14 protein-coding genes are annotated in these 18,431 nt (G+C 60.4%); 7 read left to right on the top strand and 7 right to left on the bottom strand.

Features of this window, described 5'->3' with window-relative positions:
* Nucleotides 1-120 precede the first annotated feature (120 nt).
* From D3M70_RS09965 to D3M70_RS09955, 3 genes are all read left to right on the top strand, one after another.
* Nucleotides 121-3,660, top strand: a complete 3,540-nt coding sequence (locus D3M70_RS09965) for a transporter substrate-binding domain-containing protein (RefSeq protein WP_256659789.1) — start codon at nt 121-123, stop codon at nt 3,658-3,660.
* A gap of 87 nt (nt 3,661-3,747) precedes the next feature.
* Nucleotides 3,748-4,248, top strand: coding sequence for a response regulator (locus tag D3M70_RS09960; protein WP_120125593.1), 501 nt, complete (start codon nt 3,748-3,750; stop codon nt 4,246-4,248).
* Between the two features lie 6 nt (nt 4,249-4,254).
* The gene (locus tag D3M70_RS09955; protein WP_120125592.1) at nt 4,255-5,004 is read left to right on the top strand and encodes an EAL domain-containing protein; all 750 of its coding nucleotides are present in this window, start codon (nt 4,255-4,257) and stop codon (nt 5,002-5,004) included.
* Here the strand turns inward: D3M70_RS09955 and D3M70_RS09950 are convergent.
* Nucleotides 4,973-5,632 (bottom strand): response regulator transcription factor, encoded by a 660-nt coding sequence (locus D3M70_RS09950; protein WP_256659788.1) that lies wholly within the window; start codon nt 5,630-5,632, stop codon nt 4,973-4,975. The genes D3M70_RS09955 and D3M70_RS09950 overlap by 32 nt on opposite strands.
* Before the next feature lie 475 nt (nt 5,633-6,107).
* On the opposite strand from D3M70_RS09950, the gene D3M70_RS09945 reads away from it, so the two are divergent.
* Entirely contained in the window at nt 6,108-6,398 is a 291-nt protein-coding gene (locus D3M70_RS09945) for a DUF3509 domain-containing protein (protein WP_120125591.1), read from the top strand.
* Between the two features lie 309 nt (nt 6,399-6,707).
* Here D3M70_RS09945 and D3M70_RS09940 read toward each other — a convergent pair whose 3' ends face one another.
* Nucleotides 6,708-7,601: a TIGR02285 family protein gene (locus D3M70_RS09940; RefSeq protein WP_120125590.1), complete on the bottom strand. Its 894-nt coding sequence runs from the start codon at nt 7,599-7,601 to the stop codon at nt 6,708-6,710.
* A 297-nt stretch (nt 7,602-7,898) separates the two neighbouring features.
* Between D3M70_RS09940 and D3M70_RS09935 the strand changes: the two genes are divergently transcribed.
* From D3M70_RS09935 to D3M70_RS09925, 3 genes are all read left to right on the top strand, one after another.
* Nucleotides 7,899-8,441: a YaeQ family protein gene (locus D3M70_RS09935; protein ID WP_120125589.1), complete on the top strand. Its 543-nt coding sequence runs from the start codon at nt 7,899-7,901 to the stop codon at nt 8,439-8,441.
* Nucleotides 8,442-8,505: 64 nt separating this feature from the next.
* The gene (gene recJ, locus D3M70_RS09930) at nt 8,506-10,221 is read left to right on the top strand and encodes a single-stranded-DNA-specific exonuclease RecJ (protein WP_120125588.1); all 1,716 of its coding nucleotides are present in this window, start codon (nt 8,506-8,508) and stop codon (nt 10,219-10,221) included.
* 102 nt (nt 10,222-10,323) lie between these two features.
* Entirely contained in the window at nt 10,324-11,430 is a 1,107-nt protein-coding gene (locus D3M70_RS09925) for an NADH:flavin oxidoreductase/NADH oxidase (RefSeq protein WP_120125587.1), read from the top strand.
* 124 nt (nt 11,431-11,554) lie between these two features.
* On the opposite strand, the gene D3M70_RS09920 is transcribed toward D3M70_RS09925, so the two are convergent.
* From D3M70_RS09920 to D3M70_RS09900, 5 genes are all read right to left on the bottom strand, one after another.
* On the bottom strand, nt 11,555-13,630 hold the full coding sequence (locus tag D3M70_RS09920; RefSeq protein WP_218568413.1) for a PAS domain-containing sensor histidine kinase: 2,076 nt from the start codon (nt 13,628-13,630) through the stop codon (nt 11,555-11,557).
* A gap of 804 nt (nt 13,631-14,434) precedes the next feature.
* Nucleotides 14,435-15,859: a gamma-aminobutyraldehyde dehydrogenase gene (locus D3M70_RS09915; protein WP_120125586.1), complete on the bottom strand. Its 1,425-nt coding sequence runs from the start codon at nt 15,857-15,859 to the stop codon at nt 14,435-14,437.
* A gap of 128 nt (nt 15,860-15,987) precedes the next feature.
* Nucleotides 15,988-16,818 (bottom strand): ABC transporter permease, encoded by an 831-nt coding sequence (locus tag D3M70_RS09910; RefSeq protein ID WP_120125585.1) that lies wholly within the window; start codon nt 16,816-16,818, stop codon nt 15,988-15,990.
* Nucleotides 16,808-17,758 (bottom strand): ABC transporter permease, encoded by a 951-nt coding sequence (locus D3M70_RS09905; protein ID WP_120125584.1) that lies wholly within the window; start codon nt 17,756-17,758, stop codon nt 16,808-16,810. Before D3M70_RS09905 ends, D3M70_RS09910 begins: the two co-directional genes overlap by 11 nt.
* A 1-nt stretch (nt 17,759) precedes the next feature.
* On the bottom strand, nt 17,760-18,431 hold a 672-nt coding region (locus D3M70_RS09900; protein WP_256659786.1), incomplete at its 5' end, for an ABC transporter ATP-binding protein.

The raw sequence follows: 18,431 nt of genomic DNA, 5'->3' as shown, positions 1-18,431 counted from the left end.
ACGGATAACCCAGTGGCTGTAAAACCCATGAAGATGCGTGCCCCTGTGGCGCTCCTCCAAACCAGAATTTTTCGCTACGCGCTTGGCACGTTGTTGCTGCTGGCATGTATCTGGAGCCGAATGGGCGGTGCGGCAGAAAGCCTGCCGTTTGCCCTTGGCGCCCCGTTTCTGAGCCAGCAGGCGCTGGAGCTCGCTGCGACCGACCGTCAGTGGCTCGATGCCCACAAGGAGTTGCGAGTCGGGATCGCGATTGCCGACTACGAACCCATCGACATCACCAGTGACCGCAATCGCTATCAAGGGCTGAGTGCCGATTACCTGAGTCTGGTCAGTGCAAAGCTCGGCATTCCGGTGCGGATCCTTGGATTCGCCAAGCGCGAGCAAGGTGTCCGAGCGTTGCTCAACGGTGACATCGATTTATTGACCAGCGCCAATGGTTACGAGCGCGGCGTCAGCGGGCTGGCTTTCACGCGCGACTATCTGCCGGACCGGTCAGTGGTCGTGGGGCGTGGCGACGATTCCAGCCTGTCGAGCACGCTGAAGGGCAAGCGCGTGGCCTTGCTCGATGGTTATGCGGATGCAGATGTGCTGCATCGCGCCTATCCGGACAGTCAGATCGTTCTGGCGCCCACGCTGTTCAGCGCGATGGAGGCGCTTGCGCAAGGCGACGTCGATGCGTTCATCGGTAATGAAGTCATCGTGCGTTCCTATAACGCGCTGCGCCCTTTTTTGCGGTTGCAGATCAAATTCGACAGCCTGTTGCCTCCCACCGGTTTTTCGTTTGCGTTGCGCAAGGACGACACACGGTTGATGACCCTGTTCAATCGGTCACTGGCCGAACTGGACGAGTCAACCAATCGCGAGATTCTCGGCCGCTGGACGGTAGGCCTGGGCGCCGATGTCGCAGGCCAGCGCATTCGTCTCACCGCGGCCGAGCAGTCATGGATACGCCGGCACTCCCATGTCACCGTCGCGTCCACGCAGCACCCGCCCTATATCTTCAAGGACGGCAATGATCGATGGATCGGTCTGAACATCGACATCCTCAATCGCATTTCGCGGATGACCGGCCTCAAGTTCGTCCATCAGGCGATGCCTTCTACCCAGGCCGCACTGGAGACATTGAGTGCAGGGGCGGCGGACATGAACACTACGCTCGCCGAAACCCCCGAGCGCAGGGCGCTGCTTGATTTCACCTACGCCTTTGGCGGAAACAGTTGGGTGTTCGTCGTGCGTTCGGATCGTCCATCGCAGATCAGTCTGGCAAAGCTTTCCGGGAAAACACTGGCACTGCCAGCACGGCACGCGCTACAGGAGTTCATTCAGCGGACGTATCCGGGCATCCAGTTGCGTCTGGTCCCCACCTATGACGACGCCCGTCATCTCGTGGAAATCGGCCAGGCCGATGCGACCATCCAGAGCGAGGCGGGCGCCTGGCTGTATCCGCCCGGAAAGCTGAAGGTGGGGCGCAGCGTAGAGGGCAAATGGTCCCCTGATCGATTTTCCGTGGTGAAGGACGAGCCTGAGTTGCTGAGCATTCTGAACAAGGCGCTCAACGAGTTCCCTGTCGCCGAGATGCGCGCAATTCGCATGAAGTGGCTCGGTGCGGTGATTTCCCAACCCTCGCTGTGGCAGCGCATTCCCGGCTGGGTTTACTGGGCAATTGCCGTAGCGTTGTTGCTGGGCCTGGTGTCACTGACGTGGAGCAGCCGCCTCAAGTTTCAGATACGGCAGAGGCAACGGGCAGAAGAGCAGCTCAGCGATCAGTTGGCATTCCAGCGCGCCTTGCTCGACGGCATTCCCAATCCGATTTACGTCAGGGACCTGACCGGGCGGCTGGTCTCCTGCAATCGCAGTTATGAAGAAAGCTTTGGTATCAGTTACGAACAAATGAATGGACGACGTCTGATCGACGTCGATCTGATTCCTCGGCCTAGCGCCGAGCAGATGCACGCCGATTACATGACCTTGTTGCAAACCCAGGAACCCGTGTTCGCGGACCGCAGCATGGTACTGGCCGGGCAGCACATCGATGCCTGGCAGTGGACCGTGCCGTTTTACCGGGCCGATGGACAGCTTCAAGGGTTGTTGGGTGGCTGGGTCGACATTACCGAGCGCAAGCGGCTGGAGCGTGAGTTGACCATTGCCCAGCAGCGGGCCGAACAGGCGAACCGGGCCAAGAGCGCTTTCCTGGCCAATATGAGCCACGATATCCGCACCCCGATGGGCGCGATCGTCGGGTTGCTCGAGCTGGAACGCGAACGCGCACGTCAGCGCGGCGAAGCGGCGTCCGAAGGGCTGGAAGTCGCTCTTCGTGCAGCACGGGAATTGGTTGAGTTGATTGGTGAAGGGCTGGACCTGGCCAAGATTGAATCCGGCAAGCTGGAGCTGTCCACCGTTATCACAACGATACGGCCGTTCGTTGAGGGCGTCTGTCAGTTGTTCCAGGCGCGAGCATTGGAGAGTGGGTTGTCGTTGACGCTGGATATCGCGCCCGAGGTCGAGCAGGCGTACTGGCTCGATCCTCTGCGCCTGCGGCAGATCCTGCATAATCTGGTGGGTAACGCGCTCAAGTTTACCGCCCAGGGCTCGGTTTCGATCAGGATCGCCGGGCGTCATGCCGGATCCGCCCGAACGGGACTGCGCATTGAAGTCGCCGACACCGGCGCAGGCATGAGCCCCGAGCAACAGTCGCGTATCTTTCAGCCATTCAGCCAGGGGGATGAACAGGCAACTGGTCAATTTGGCAGCAGTGGACTTGGGCTGAGTATCTGCAAACAACTGGTCGATCTGATGGGAGGCGAGATCACGGTTATCACCGCCGAGGGGCAGGGGACCCGGATAGAGATCGAGTTGCCGCTCATAGCCGCCGAGCCTATGGATAAGCCCCGGCACCAGCAGGACAGCTTGCCTGCAGCGCAGACGCGTCAGCGGATTCTGGTGGTGGATGACCTTTCGGCCAATCGGCTGGTGCTGGTGGGCCAACTGGAATTGCTGGGGCATGAAGTAGTGGCGGTCGAAAGCGGCGAACAGGCTCTTCAGGCCTGGCAACATGGCGGGTTCGACGCGCTGATCACCGACTGCAACATGCCGGGTATGGACGGCTATGAACTGACCCGAACCCTGCGCGCCATCGAGAAGCAGGAACAGCGTTCGCCCAGCCCGGTCATCGGCTGCACCGCCAACGCGATGGAAGACGAGCGCGATCGCTGTGCGCAGGCGGGGATGGATGCGCTGCTGGTCAAGCCGGTTTCGCTATCGCAGTTGGCCGACACGCTTGAGGAGTGCATTGCCCATCCAGCGTCGATACAAGCGCCGTTCGATATCCATGTTCTGCATCACATGACTCAAGCCAATGAGGCGCAGATCCAGCGCATGCTCGCAGAGTTGTGGAAGAACCTCAGGCAAGAGCAAAGCGCGCTCGCACCGGCCATCGCCGAACGAAACTGGAAGTCCATCGGCGCCAGTCTCCATCGTCTCAAAGGGGTGGCTTGTCTGATCGATGCGGTTGCGCTGGCAAAGGCATGTGCGCAACTGAGCACGGATGTGCAGGAAGAGGCCGTCTCCAGCATCGACGAATCCTGGCGATTGCTGGGTATCGCCATCGACGCGTTGGTCGAGGCGATCGAGTCCCACCTGAGCGAATTGCCTGCACTTTAGGACGCGTCCTATGGGGTGCAGTTTGCCGGATCTTTAGAGTGCAGATTCCGTAGCCCGAGTGGGCTTCGCCTGCAGAGGGTCCAGCGTGTGCGTTCGCTCAAGGTTTTGATACTCGAAGACAACCCGTTCCAGATGATGGCGTTGCATCAAATGCTCAACGCCAATCAGGTATTCGATGTCCTCACAACCGACAGCGTCGAGTCGGCGATGAATTCGCTCGACCGGCGCGGTCCGGTCGATATCGCCATCTGTGACCTGCAGATGGACGGTCGCGATGGCTTGTCGCTGATCGGCCACCTGGCAATGACCGGTCTTGCCCGATCGGTGATCATTCTGAGCAGTGCCGAACAATCGGTGCTGGATAGCGCTGCTCAGCTCGCGCGGCAGCAGGGAGTCGACGTACTGGGTGTCATGCGCAAGCCCGCTTCGGTCGCCTTGATTGGCAAGCTGTTGACCAAATGGCTGCGTGTCCGATCGGGTTTGCCGGAAGACGACGAGCCGTCGGAAACGGTCGACACAGCCGTGTTGGCGCCCCTTAAGGCCGGTCAGGATTACTCCGCACAATGGGTTGCGCACTTTCAGCCCTAGGTCGGCCTGGACGGTGAACTGGCGGGCGTCGAGCTGCTGGCCCGCTGGGAGCATCCAGAACACGGTTTGTTGATGCCGGGCCGGTTTCTATCTCTGGTGGAACAGGCCGGTCAGATGACCGAGCTGACCTGGCACATGCTGGAAATGGCGCTCAGCCTGTCGTATCAACGGTTGCTTTCGCGGGGGCGCGCGCTGCCGGTGGCGGTCAATATCGCACCGATGATGCTTGATCAGCCCGATTTCGTGCCGCGCCTGTTGTTGCTGCTCGAGCGTTTCCCGGTCCGCCCGCAGATGCTCACGCTGGAGGTGATCGAACAGCCGGCTCGGCAGATGGCGGTCGTGCAGTTCGAGAACCTGTTGCGACTGCGCATGGCGGGTTGCCGCCTGTCCGTCGATGATTTCGGGACAGGGGCTTCGAACATTCAGCGGCTGCTGGAATTGCCATTCAATGAGCTGAAGATCCCTGCCGAGTTCGTGCGTGGCCTGGCCGATGACAGACGCAAGACCGCAGTGGTGGGCGGTGCTTTGTTCATGGCGCAGAAAATGGCACTGGATGTCGTGGTCGAAGGCGTTGAGACCCTCGATGATTATGAGGCGTTGCTGATGCTGGGGAACCCGGTCATTCAAGGCTATTTCATCGCTCGGCCAATGGCGGAGGCCGACTTGCTGAAATGGCTTCACGCACTTGAGCATTACCCTGAGCGGGTATTGCCCCTCGAGGCGATCAGGTCAGACCGTGCTCCTGCAGGTATATGAAGAGTGCAGCGTCATTCGCCAGCCCCAGCTTGCGCATGGCGCTGACCTTTTGTGCGCTCACTGTCTGTTTGCTGCGGTTGAGTTGTGCAGCGATGGCGCCCACCGACACGCCGGTGGCGAAAAGCCGCAGCACTTCCAGTTCGCGAGGTGACAGCTGCTTGAGTGCAACCAGCGTGTCGGATCCATAATCCGCCGCTTCCATGAGGCTGTGTCGCACCGAGTCGGCAATGAATGGTTTGCCGCGACTGACACTGTCGATGGCGCTGGGCAGTTCGTTCGCCATGCTGGCCTTGCTCAAAAGGCCCTGAACGTTCAGCGCGAGCATCGACCGGAACAGTCCGGCGTTATTGAGCATGGTGACCACGATGATCGGCAGGGTCGGATGTTCACGACGGATGCGTTCGAGCAGGCGTAATCCGTCGTTCTGATCCTCTACCGGCATCATGAAGTCAGTGATCAACAGGTCGCACGGTTGCTCCCTGAGTTTGCCGAGCAACTCATCCGGCGCGCTGGCCTCGGCGATCACTGTGGCGCGCTGATTCTGCTCGATCACTACCTTGAGGCCGATGAGGAAAATCGGATGATCATCGGCCAGGATGACGCGCATCGGTTTATGGTCGGCTGGCATTGTCGCCGCTCCTTCGAATGAGTTTCGGACGCGTCCTAAATACCGTGAGTCAGCTCTGGCCCAGACTCACGGCCAGTCGTCTTGAAGCGGGAGTCAGCGATGCACACTTGCAAGCAACACAGGGATTGTCGGGTCAGAGACAGCACTTCTAAAGCGCTGCGCACGAGTTATGTGGCGCGTATCACGCCTTGCCGCTATTCGGTCCGCCGGGCAATCGACCGCTATCGCGACATCCAGAGCAACGAGGACGGCGACTTGGCATCGGCCATTGTAATAGCCCTCGGGTAGCGATACGGCTCTGTTCCGGTGACTCAGAATAGTGAAGTCTATCTGTCACATTCAGCAGGCATGCTCCAATGATCAGGTTGCGGTACCCCCGGCTCGCGTAAACGATTGAAGCGAAAAAGAACTTTCCGCTTCTGCCGGTGGTCATTTATAAGCACCTTTGCATTCAAACTGTTGAGTGGTGATCCAGATGGAAAATATCAGCTTTCTGCTAAGCGAAGCACTGGCACCTTATCAGGCGAGCCTTGGGGCCGCCGGTGTTAATGGCGAGCGTCTGGTGACGCTGAGAAATGCAGCCGGTGCGATCGTGATAGAACGTATCTATTCTGCTGCCCAATTGTGCGACAAACGTCAGTTGACCGACGTGGTTGATGGTCTTCATCGCGACTTGATGGTTGCCGAGGGCCGTATTGAGCCATGCGTCATCGCCGCAATGCGTAATGCGTCACAACCCAATGCCGTCGGTCGGGCTTTTGGCTGACCTCAGGGGAACCTTATCGTTTGAGTAGGCTCCTATTCATTACGGCAGGTGCAGGCATTGTGCTCCGGTGTTTTTGTCGCCTGCCGTACGGGTCCAAGAAGGACCACGGTTGACCCCGAGCAGTCTCCCCGCTGCTCGGGGTTTCTTTTTGCCTGCAATTTGCCGCTCGGTTCGAATCCTCCGAAGATGCCACTGGGTTCGAATCCTTCGAACAGCTTCTAGCAGTCCGGCTTGCCGGCGGTGCCGGACTCCAGGAGCGCTACCGAGGGCAAGCCGTGCTGCTACAGATTGAGTGCGCGCGGCGGCGTTTCAGTTTTCCGGTTCATCGAAAAACGTCTGCGCATCGCGCAGGTATTCCTCTTTCTTGACCATCCAGTCTGCATAGAAGCCAATCAGTTTGGTGACGCGCAGCACGCGCATCTCTCGGTTGATGATTTCCATGGCTTTACGACCCCTGTCGTTTCTCGAGCAGCCGATGTGGGCGAACTGGTATTTGGGTGCACCCTTGACCGGGAAGAATTCAAGTTCCGTCAGCGGGATGCCTTGCTGCTGCGCGTGATAGCGCGCTTCTGGCCAGTAACTGATGATCGCCTGGAAGCGATCCATTCGTTCCATCTGCAACATGCTGCCCACGGCGGCGTTGCCGTAATGCAGGATCAGGCCATCCTGCTCAGCGGTTGCATGAAGGATCTTGTCGATCACTGGCCCATAGCTGCGTTCGGCGACGATACCGATCTTGACCGTATTGCTGGCGAGCAGCGCCGCCAGATCCAGATGCCCGTCTTCAGTCAGAAAGGGCGCGAACAGCCCATGATTGCTGCGCTCGATGGTGATGCCGTTTCCAGGTGTGGCATACGTGGGAATGGAAAACAAAATGATCTTTTCCCGCTCCGGCGTCCACAACAGCGTCGGGTCACAGGCGAACGCTTCCGGATCCTGCAACATCTGCGTACCGCGAGCGCGGTTGACGTGCATGACCTGGTGATTGTATTCGGGCATCCGCGCGATCAGCTCCGGCATCAACCTGTCGATGGCGCCTTGGCCGGTCTGCGGCCCGGAGAAGATCGTCAACGGCGGAAAATCACGCAGCACCCAGGTCAATGTCTCCTTGGCGTGCGCAGTACCGGGCGTGGCGCTCAGTACCGATGTGACGAACAGCGCGAGGAGCCTTGCCTGGGTTGAGTGCGGATAACGATTGACCATCCGTCGATGTAAATCCCGAAAAAGCTGTCTGAGGCCGAACTCGGCACGATCACGACCACCGAGGCCTGGTTTCGCAGTGGGCCGCTCTGTGTACTTCATGCTAGAGGGTCTCGCATCAAGGTATCGGCGTTGTGGATCATTTGTTTAACACCCGTCACCTTCGGATGAGTAAAGCACTGCCGCGGGGGGCCGGCACATTCAATTTGTGCGCCCTGACCGATCAATCATCAGCTTCGGTCGTTCAACGGTCCGGGTTCGGTTAGACTTGGCGCCTTTCCTGTCTTTAGAAGCCCGTTCATGGCACAGCCGTCCACGACCTACAAATTCGAACTGAACCTCACTGACCTCGACCGTGGGGTTTACGAAAACGTCAAACAGACCATCGCCCGCCATCCTTCGGAAACCGAAGAGCGCATGACGGTGCGTCTGCTGGCCTATGCGTTCTGGTACAGCGAGCATCTGTCGTTTGGCCGGGGGCTGTCCGATGTGGACGAGCCCGCCCTGTGGGAAAAGAGCCTGGATGATCGGGTTTTGCACTGGATCGAAGTCGGCCAGCCGGACGCTGACCGTCTGACCTGGTGCTCGCGTCGCACCGAGCGCACCAGCCTGCTGGCTTACGGCAGTCTGCGTGTGTGGGAAGGCAAGGTCGTGCCAGCGGTGAAGACGCTGAAAAACGTCAACATTGCTGCCGTGCCTCAAGAGGTGCTTGAAACCCTGGCCAAAGACATGCCGCGGGTGATCAAGTGGGACGTGATGATCAGCGAGGGCACGATCTTCGTTACCGACGACCGTGGTCAGCATGAAGTGCAATTGCAGTGGCTGGCCGGTGAGCGCGGCTGATCGCCGAAGGCTCTGAACGCAACGCTTCAATCAGCTCCAACAGAAGAACATCAGCGGAACCCGAATGCGCATCGAACCACGCCAGTTGCCCGACACCCTGCCTTTTCTTGGCGATCTGCCGCCTTTGCTGACCCGCCTGTACGCTGCGCGCGGTGTGGTGTCGCAGGATGAGCTGGACAAGGGGCTGGCGCGGCTGATTCCGTATCAGCAACTCAAGGGCATCGAAGCGGCGGTGGACTTGCTGGTGACCGCCTTGCAGCAACGCCAGCGCATTCTCATCGTCGGCGATTTCGATGCCGATGGCGCGACCGCCAGTACGGTTGGCGTGCTCGGTTTGCGCCTGTTGGGCGCCGCTCACGTCGATTATCTGGTGCCGAACCGCTTCGAGTACGGTTATGGCCTGACGCCGGAAATCGTCCAGGTCGCCCTTGAGCGCCAGCCCGAGCTGTTGATGACCGTGGATAACGGCATTTCCAGTGTCGAGGGCGTCGCCGCTGCCAAGGCCGCGGGTCTGCAGGTGCTGGTCACCGACCACCACTTGCCGGGTAACGAGTTGCCTGCTGCCGACGCCATCGTCAACCCCAACCAGCCTGGCTGCACGTTCCCGAGCAAGGCGCTGGCTGGGGTCGGCGTGATGTTCTACGTGTTGATGGCCTTGCGCGCCCGTTTGCGTGAGATTGGCTGGTTCGAGGCCAATGGCCGGGCTCAGCCGAACCTCGGCGAGTTGCTCGACCTGGTGGCGCTTGGCAGTGTTGCCGACGTGGTGCCGCTGGATGCCAACAACCGTATCCTCGTGCACCAGGGCCTGATGCGTATCCGGGCCGGTCGTGCGCGTCCTGGCCTGCGCGCCATTCTGGAAGTCGCCCGCCGGGAGCCTTCGCGGATTACCTCTACCGATCTGGGGTTCATTCTGGGGCCGCGGCTGAACGCGGCGGGTCGTCTGGATGACATGAGTCTGGGCATCGAATGCCTGCTCTGTGATGACGAAACGCTGGCGCGGGAAATGGCCGTGCAGCTCGATGAACTCAATCAGGATCGCAAGTCCATCGAGCAGGGCATGCAGCGCGAAGCCCTGGCCCAACTCAAGGACCTGCCGGTCGAGTCGATGCCGTTCGGTCTGTGCCTGTTCGAAGCCGAATGGCATCAAGGCGTGATCGGCATCCTGGCCTCGCGCCTGAAGGAGCGTTACCACCGGCCGACCATCGCGTTCGCCAGTGCCGGAGAGGGTGTGCTGAAAGGCTCGGCCCGCTCGGTGCCGGGCTTTCACATTCGTGACGCGCTGGATGCGGTGGCGGCCAGACACCCGGAGTTGATCAGCAAGTTCGGCGGCCATGCCATGGCGGCCGGATTGTCGCTGCCGCAAGCGAACTTCCCGGCGTTCGCCGAGGCATTCGATGTCGAAGTGCGGCGCCAGTTGAAGGAAGAGGACTTGACCGGTCGCCTGCTGTCGGATGGCTCCCTGGCGGTCGAAGAGTTTCATCTGGAGCTGGCGCGCGCGCTGCGCAATGCCGGGCCTTGGGGGCAGCACTTCCCGGAGCCGCTGTTTCATGGGGTGTTTCAGTTGGTAGAGCAGCGCATCGTCGGCGAACGGCATCTGAAGATGGTCCTCAAGACCGAGTGCGGCACGGTGAAGCTCGATGGCATTGCCTTCAGCATCGACCGAGACGTCTGGCCCAATCCGGGCATTCGTTGGGTCGAACTGGCATACAAGCTGGACCTGAACGAGTTCCGTGGCAACGAGACCGTGCAACTGATGGTGGCGCACATTTCGCCGCGCTGACCAGGGCAGTGCCGCGCAGCAGGAACCTCAGCTTCTCTCGGGTTGTCGACTAGTCTCAAGGTTCAGAATGAAAGGACCTTAAAGTCGACTTGAGAGGTGACCATGAGCCTGCTGCTTGAACCTTACACCCTTCGCCAACTGACCTTTCGCAACCGCATCGCGGTATCGCCGATGTGCCAATACTCCTGCGTCGACGGCCTGGCCAATGACTGGCATCTGGTCCATCTGGGCAGTCGTGCGGTCGGGGGCGCCGGGCTGATTTTCACCGAAGCGGCTGCGGTGACTCGGGACGGTCGCATCACCCCGGAGGACCTCGGCATCTGGAACGACGACCAGATTGAACCGCTGCAACGCATTACCCGGTTCATCACCGCGCAGGGCGCAATTGCCGGGATTCAACTGGCCCATGCCGGTCGCAAGGCCAGCACCTGGCGCCCATGGCTTGGCAAGCACGGCAGCATCAAGCCGGAAGATGGCGGATGGATTCCGTGGGGCCCCTCGAAGATCGCCTTTGACCCGCAGCACACCCCACCTGTGCCGCTGGAAGAAGACCAGATCCAGACCGTCATTCAGGCGTTCGTCGATGCCGCCAAGCGTGCATTGACCGCAGGTTTCAAAGTGGTCGAAATCCATGCCGCCCACGGTTATCTGCTGCATCAGTTTCTGTCGCCGTTGAGCAACCAGCGCCGTGATCAGTACGGCGGCTCGTTCGAAAACCGCATTCGTCTGACACTGGAAATCACCAAGGCCGTACGCGACGTGTGGCCCGAAGAGCTGCCGCTGTTCGTGCGTGTGTCGGCAACCGACTGGGTGGAGGATGGCTGGAACCCTGACGAAACTGTCGAGCTCGCCAAACGCCTGAAAGCGTTGGGTGTGGATCTGATCGACGTGTCGTCAGGCGGGACTGCAGCCAATGCGGAAATCCCGGTTGGACCGGGGTATCAGACGCGTTTCGCTGAGCGGGTGAAAATGGAATCGGGTATCGCCACTGGTACCGTGGGCATGATCACCGAGCCAGCGCAGGCCGAACACATCCTGCGCACCAAGCAGGCCGATCTGATCCTGCTGGCCCGTGAGTTGCTCCGCGATCCATATTGGCCGCTGCACGCCGACGATGACCTGGGGGGGCGCAAAGCCGTCTGGCCCGCACAGTATCAGCGAGCGACGCACCGTGATCAGCCGATTCATGAGTCGGATTTGCGGGATTGACTGCCGAACTCTGAACCCTGTAGCAGTCCGGCTTGCCGGCGGTAGCGTCATAGAAATCGCTACCGCCAGTAAGCCGTGCTGCTACAGGTTTCGCTCAAAAGTCAGTTGCATTGCCAACAACCGTTCACTCCTCCAGCAACCCCTTGACCCGCTCAGTGAGCGTCGGAATCGAAAACGGTTTGGTCAGCACGTGCATGCCCGGATCAAGGCGGCCGCTGCCCAGCGCGGCGTTCTCCGCATAACCCGTCACGAACAGCACCTTGAGTCCGGGTCGCAACGAGCGTGCGGCATCGGCGAGTTGTCGGCCGTTCATACCGCCAGGCAGCCCAACGTCAGACAGCAACAGGTCTATGGTCTGTCGCGTCTGCAGGATTTGCAGGGCCACGGCACCGGTCTCGGCTTCCAGCACCCGATAGCCCTGATCGGTCAGCACTTCCGCCATCAAAGCTCGCACCGACGGCTCATCATCGACTACCAGCACTGTCTCGCCACCGGCCACATGGTCGAGCGGTTCGGACCTGACCGGTTCGCTGGCGGGGGACATGACCGTTTCGGTATAGGCGGGCAAATAGATGCACACCTCTGACCCTCGTCCTGGCGTGGAATGTATGTGCACGCTGCCGCCGGATTGGCGTGCAAAACCGTAGATCATCGACAAGCCGAGTCCGGTGCCCATGCCGATAGGTTTGGTGGTGAAGAACGGATCGAAGGCGCGCTTGACCACCTCGCTGCTCATTCCCGTGCCGTTGTCGCTGACGCACAACGCGACATAGGCGCCTGCGGGCAGCTCGAACTCTTGGGCGTCATCGACTTCCAGAAGCTTGTTGCTGCTCTCGATCAACAATTGCCCGCCATCGGGCATCGCATCCCGCGCGTTCAGACACAGATTGAGCAGCGAGTTTTCCAGTTGATGCGGGTCCACCAGCGTCGGCCACAACCCCCGCGTCCCGATGACGTCCATGGCGATGGAGGGACCGACCGTTCGACGGATCAATTCGGCCATGCCGTCGACAAGTTGGTCGACATCGGTGGGTTTCGGATCGAGTGTCTGCCGACGGGAAAATGCCAACAGCCGATGGGTCAACGCCGCGGCCCGGCGCAAACCTTCGAGTGAGGCGTTGATGAAGCGACCCAGGTCCTCGGTGCGACCTTTGGCCACCCGGTTTTTCAGCAGCTCGATGTTGCCACTGACGCCCATCAGCAAATTGTTGAAGTCATGGGCCAGACCGCCAGTGAGCTGCCCGACCGCTTCCATCTTCTGCGCCTGACGCAGCGCTTCCTCGGCGGTGCGAAGCGCCTCTGAGCGCTCCTTTTCAGCGGTCATGTGTTTGCCAAGGGCGAAAATCACCCCGTTGTCGGCGGCGGCCGTCCAGCCTATCCACCGATAACTGCCATCCTTGTGCCGATAGCGGTTTTCAAACAGCGGCAATGCGTCATGCAGGGTATGGTCGAGAGCGGCTTCGGTGGCCGCGACGTCCTCGGGATGAGCGAGGTCGAGCACATGCCTGCCGATCAGATCGGCAGGCTGATAACCGAGAATGGTGGTAAACGCGGGGTTGATCTGCAAAAAGATACCTTTGAAGTCCACCATCGTCAGCAAATCCGGCGAGATGTCCCAGAGGCAGTTCAGCTCGGCGGTCTTGGCTGCCAGTTCCTCTGCCTGCTGCTTTTCACTGGTGATGTCTCGGGCGCTGCAGTACATCTTCCCGCCTTCCGGAACGGCGACCCAGGACAGCCAGCGATAGCTGCCATCCTTGCGTCGGTATCGATTCTCCAGATTCAGCACAGGATGATTTTTCGCCAGCGCACTCAGGGCATGCTGACTGCGGGCGGTGTCATCAGGGTGTAGAAGGTCTGCGAACGAAAAGCCCGACAATTCTTCCTCCGACCAGCCCAGTGCAAGCCGCCAGGCCGGGTTGCTGGTCTCGAAGTGCAGGTCAGCGGTCATCACCGAGAGCAGATCGGGGCTCACCTGCCACGTCAGACCCCGTTCGTGGGAGCGCTCGATCACCTGACGTTCCAGGTCGGCGATCAGATCCAGGCGGCGCTGTTCACTGGCTCTAAGCGCACGCTGGTCGAGTACGCGCCTCGTGGTTTCGTTGGTCACGCAGAACATGCCGACCACGTCGTTGTGTTCATCGATCATTGGCGAGAACGTGAACGACCACCAGGTGCGTTCGATTTCGCCGTAGCGCGCCATCGTCAGCGGCAAGTCCTCACATTCATAAGGGATGCCGCTCAAGGCATTTTCGACATAGGGTTGCACTTGGTCCCAGACATCCGACCACAGCTCTTGCATGCGCGCGCCCATTGCCTTGTCGACACGCGGACCGAGGATCGGGGCGTAGGCGTCGTTGTGGAAAAACAGCAGATCCGGCCCCCAGAGCAGGTACATCGACTCGGGAGAATTGAGGATCAGGTTCAAATGAATTTTCAGCGCTGCCGGCCACTGGTCCGTCGGACCGAGCGCCGTCGAGCCCCAGTCGATCCCGGCGATGGTTCGGCCTGCCTCACTGTCACCTGCGGGGAAGCGCGGATATCTGGTCAACGGGTCAAGCTCCAGTCAGGAGAAATCAATGAGCGGAGCCGGAAGGAAATCCTCACCTTTCATATCCACTTGAAGGGTGGTCGAATCGTCTTTTGGGTGTGTATCACTCGTATGAGTGACAAAAAAGCCCCCGCGATCTCGAAGCAGCGTCAAATGGGTTGACCATGAAAATTCGCAGGGGTTGCGTGGTGATGTCAAATTCTAATCAGTTTTTGCGGCATGGCGGAGCAGGTCGCTGACCCACACGTTGATGCTTTTGTGGGCGAGTTCGGCGTTACAGGCAATATGATCGTTCCCACGCGGGGTAACGCCGTCCCGGACGCTCCGCGTCCACCGTGTGACGCAGAGCGTCACTGGATGCATGCCCACGCAGAGCGTGGGAACGATCAAACCGCAAAGCAGTTCCCCTGCGGGAGCGGATTTATCCGCGGTGGTGTCGGGCGCGGCTAACGCATCTCAATGCTTGAACATCACATGGCGCACAGTGGTGTAATCCTCCAGCCCGTACATGGACATGTCCTTGCCATAGCCGGACAGTTTCTGACCGCCATGGGGCATTTCGCTGACCAGCATGAAGTGTGTGTTCACCCAGGTGCAGCCGTATTGCAGGCGCGCCGAGAGGCGGTGCGCACGGCCGACGTCCTGAGTCCAGACCGATGAGGCCAGGCCATAATCCGAGTCGTTGGCCCAGCCCAGCACCTGTGCTTCATCTTCGAACTGAGTCACCGACACCACTGGGCCGAACACTTCTCGGCGGACGATCTCGTCATCCTGTTGCGCGTCGGCAATCACCGTTGGCTGAAAGAAGAAACCGTTGCCCTCGATGGCCTTGCCGCCTGTGATCAGGCGAGTGTGGGATTGAGCGATGGCGCGCTCGACGAAGCCTGCTACGCGGTCGCGATGCTGCGCGGTGATCAGTGGCCCGAGCTCGGTTTCAGGATCGTCCTGCTGACCGACCTTGATGCTGCTGACCGCTTCGCCGAGCTTCTGCACGAACTGTTCGTAGATGCCTTTTTGCGCGTAGATGCGGCACGCGGCGGTGCAATCCTGCCCTGCGTTATAGAAGCCGAAAGTGCGAATGCCTTCGACCGCTGCGTCGATGTCGGCGTCGTCGAAAATGATCACCGGGGCTTTGCCGCCCAGTTCCATGTGCATGCGTTTGACGCTGTCGGCAGTGCTGGAAATGATGTGAGAACCGGTGGCGATAGAGCCGGTCAGCGAGACCATGCGCACCTTGGGATGAGTCACCAGCGGGTTGCCGACGGTCTGGCCGCGACCGAACACCAGGTTCAGAACGCCGGCGGGGAAGATGTCGCTTGCCAGTTCCATCAGACGCAAGGCGGTCAGCGGCGTTTGCTCAGACGGCTTGAGCACCACGGTGTTGCCTGCGGCCAGCGCCGGGGCGATTTTCCAGGCGACCATCATCAGTGGGTAGTTCCAGGGCGCAATCGAGGCGATCACGCCTACCGGATCGCGACGAATCATTGAGGTGTGGCCCGGCAGATATTCACCGGCGGCCGAACCGCTCATGCAGCGGCTGGCGCCTGCGAAGAAGCGGAACACGTCGGCAATCGCCGGAAGCTCGTCGTTCAAGGCCGCGTGATAGGGCTTGCCGCAGTTGTCCGATTCAAGTTTCGCCAGTTCCTCGGCGTTTTCATCGATGGCGTCGGCCAGTTTCAACAGCAGCAGCGAACGGTCTTTCGGCGCGGTCTGCGACCAGCTTTCAAAGGCAGCATCGGCGGCGCGCACGGCGGTATCGACCTGCGCCTCGGTGGCCTCGGCGATTTCTACCAGCACCCGGCCCAGCGCAGGGTTGAACACAGGCTGCGCGGGACCTTCACCGGCGACCAGTTGGCCGTTGATCAGCAGTTTGGTTTGCATCGTTTTTGACCTCTTTGTTTGCCAGGCCTGAAGGAGCGCGCTTGCCCGCGATGGCGTTGTGTCAGTCCACACTTCTGGTGCAGACAAATCGCCATCGCGGGCGAGCGCGCTCCTACAGTGTTCAGTATTCACTTCCCGCCACTGCCAGCCACGCTTTCACCGCCGCGTGTCAGGTAATAGGCGCCGAGAATCGGCAGCATGGTCACGATCATCACCAGCATCGCGACGACGTTGGTCACCGGCACATCCCGTGGGCGGCTCAGTTGGTTGAGCAGCCAGATCGGCAGGGTCCGTTCGTGGCCAGCGGTAAATGTCGTGACAATGATTTCGTCGAACGACAGCGCAAATGCCAGCATGCCGCCGGCCAGCAACGCCGAGCCGAGGTTGGGCATGATGATGTAACGGAAGGTCTGCCAGCCGTCGGCACCGAGGTCCATCGAGGCTTCGATCAGACTGTGGGACGTGCGGCGCAGGCGGGCGATGACGTTGTTGTAGACGATCACCACGCAGAAGGTCGCGTGGCCGACGATGATGGTGAACATGCCCGGCTCGATGCCCAGCGTCTTGAAAGCCGACAGCAGGGCAAGGCCAGTGATGATGCCGGGTAGGGCGATCGGCAGGATCAGCATCAACGAGATGCCGTCCTTGCCAAAGAATTCGCGTCGATACAGCGCTGCCGACGCCAGCGTACCGAGCACTAGCGCAATCAACGTCGCGACGCAGGCAATTTGCAGCGAGAGCTTGATCGACTCCAGCACATCCGGCCGCGAGAAGGCCACGCTGAGCCACTTCAATGTGAAGCCTTGCGGCGGAAAGCTGAACGCGGCGTCTTCGGTGTTGAAGGCGTACATGAAGATGATCAGGATCGGGAAGTGCAGAAACACCAGGCCGCCCCATGCAGCGATCTTCAGTCCCCAGGAGGCTTGATCGCCTTGTTTGAAAGCAGGCTTAGAGCGCATCGAAGGCCCCCAGTCGTTTGACGATGGACAGGTAAATGGCGATCAGCACGATGGGCACCAGCGTGAATGCAGCCGCCATGGGCATGTTGCCGATGGCGCCTTGCTGGGCGTAGACCATGCTGCCGATGAAGTAGCCGGGAGGGCCGATCAACTGCGGCACGATGAAATCGCCAAGGGTCAGTGAAAAGGTGAAGATCGAACCGGCGGCGATGCCCGGCACCGAGAGCGGCAGGATCACCTGCATGAAGGTTTGCCGAGGTTTGGCGCCGAGGTCGGCGGAGGCTTGCAGCAGCGATGGCGGCAGGCGTTCCAGCGAGGCTTGAATCGGCAGGATCATGAACGGCAGCCAGATGTAGACGAACACCAGAAAACGCCCCAGATGCGAGGTAGACAAGGTGCTGCCGCCAACCCCGGGAATCCCCAGAATCAACTGCAGCACCGGATCCAGCCCCAGATGCTGAACGAACCACTGCGCCACGCCGCCCTTTGCCAGCAGCAGCGTCCAGGCGTAGGCCTTGACGATGTAGCTTGCCCACATCGGCATCATCACCGCGATATAAAAGAACGCCTTGGTTTTACCCGTGGTGTAGCGCGCCATGTAGTAGGCGGTGGGAAAGGCCACGATGGCGCTGGCGATGGAGACGGCGATGGCCATGCACAGCGTGCGCTGAATCACATCGAAATTGGCCGGGCTGAACAGCGCGGCGAAGTTGGTCAGGGTCAGGTCCGGCGTGACCGTCATGCTGAAGTCGTCGAAGGTGTAGAACCCTTGCCACAGCAACGTCAGCAGCGAGCCGAGATAGATCGCGCCGAACCACAGAAGGGGTGGAATCAGCAGCAGCGAGAGGTAGAGATTCGGCCGTCGATACAGCACATTGGAGAAGCGCCGCAACGGCGATTGTCCTGATACCGGCGCCGAGTGGGCGAGTGTCTGGCTCATCTCAATGGGCCTCGGCAACGGCGTCGGCGAGTGGAATCATTGCCTCGCGCGCCCACCGTGCGGTAATGCGCTGGCCGGTCTGGTGCTGGGCGCTGGTGTCCAGCCATTGTGTGTTGGCCTGGCTGACGCTGAGCGTCTGGCCGTTGTCCAGTCTCAGCTCGTAGCGGGTGGCGCTGCCCTGATATTGAATGTCGTGCAGCAAGCCGCTGACTTCGATTTCGTGGCTTCGCGCAGGACCCTCGGCGAAGCGAATGTGTTCAGGACGAATCGAAAATGCGCTCGGGTTGCCGCTCAACTGTTGCGCCAGTTCGCCGCGCAGCACGTTGGAGGTGCCAACGAACTCGGCAACGAACGTGGTCGCCGGTTTCATGTACAGGTTGCGCGGGGTGTCGACCTGTTCGATACGACCCTTGTTGAACACCGCGACGCGGTCAGACATCGACAGCGCTTCGGTCTGATCGTGGGTGACGAAAATAAAGGTGATGCCCAACTGGCGCTGGAGTTTCTTCAACTCGCTTTGCATCTGTTCGCGCAGTTTCAGGTCGAGTGCGCCGAGCGGCTCGTCCAGCAGCAGCACACGTGGGCGATTGACCAGGGCGCGGGCGAGGGCCACACGCTGGCGCTGGCCGCCAGACAGTTGCACCGGTTTGCGGGCGCCGTAGCCGTTCAGCGC

Source organism: Pseudomonas sp. LS-2, from assembly GCF_003605735.1.
Taxonomy (GTDB): Bacteria; Pseudomonadota; Gammaproteobacteria; order Pseudomonadales; family Pseudomonadaceae; genus Aquipseudomonas.
Note: the sequence above shows the minus strand (reverse complement) of the source record. Positions and strands in the feature narration are given on the sequence as shown.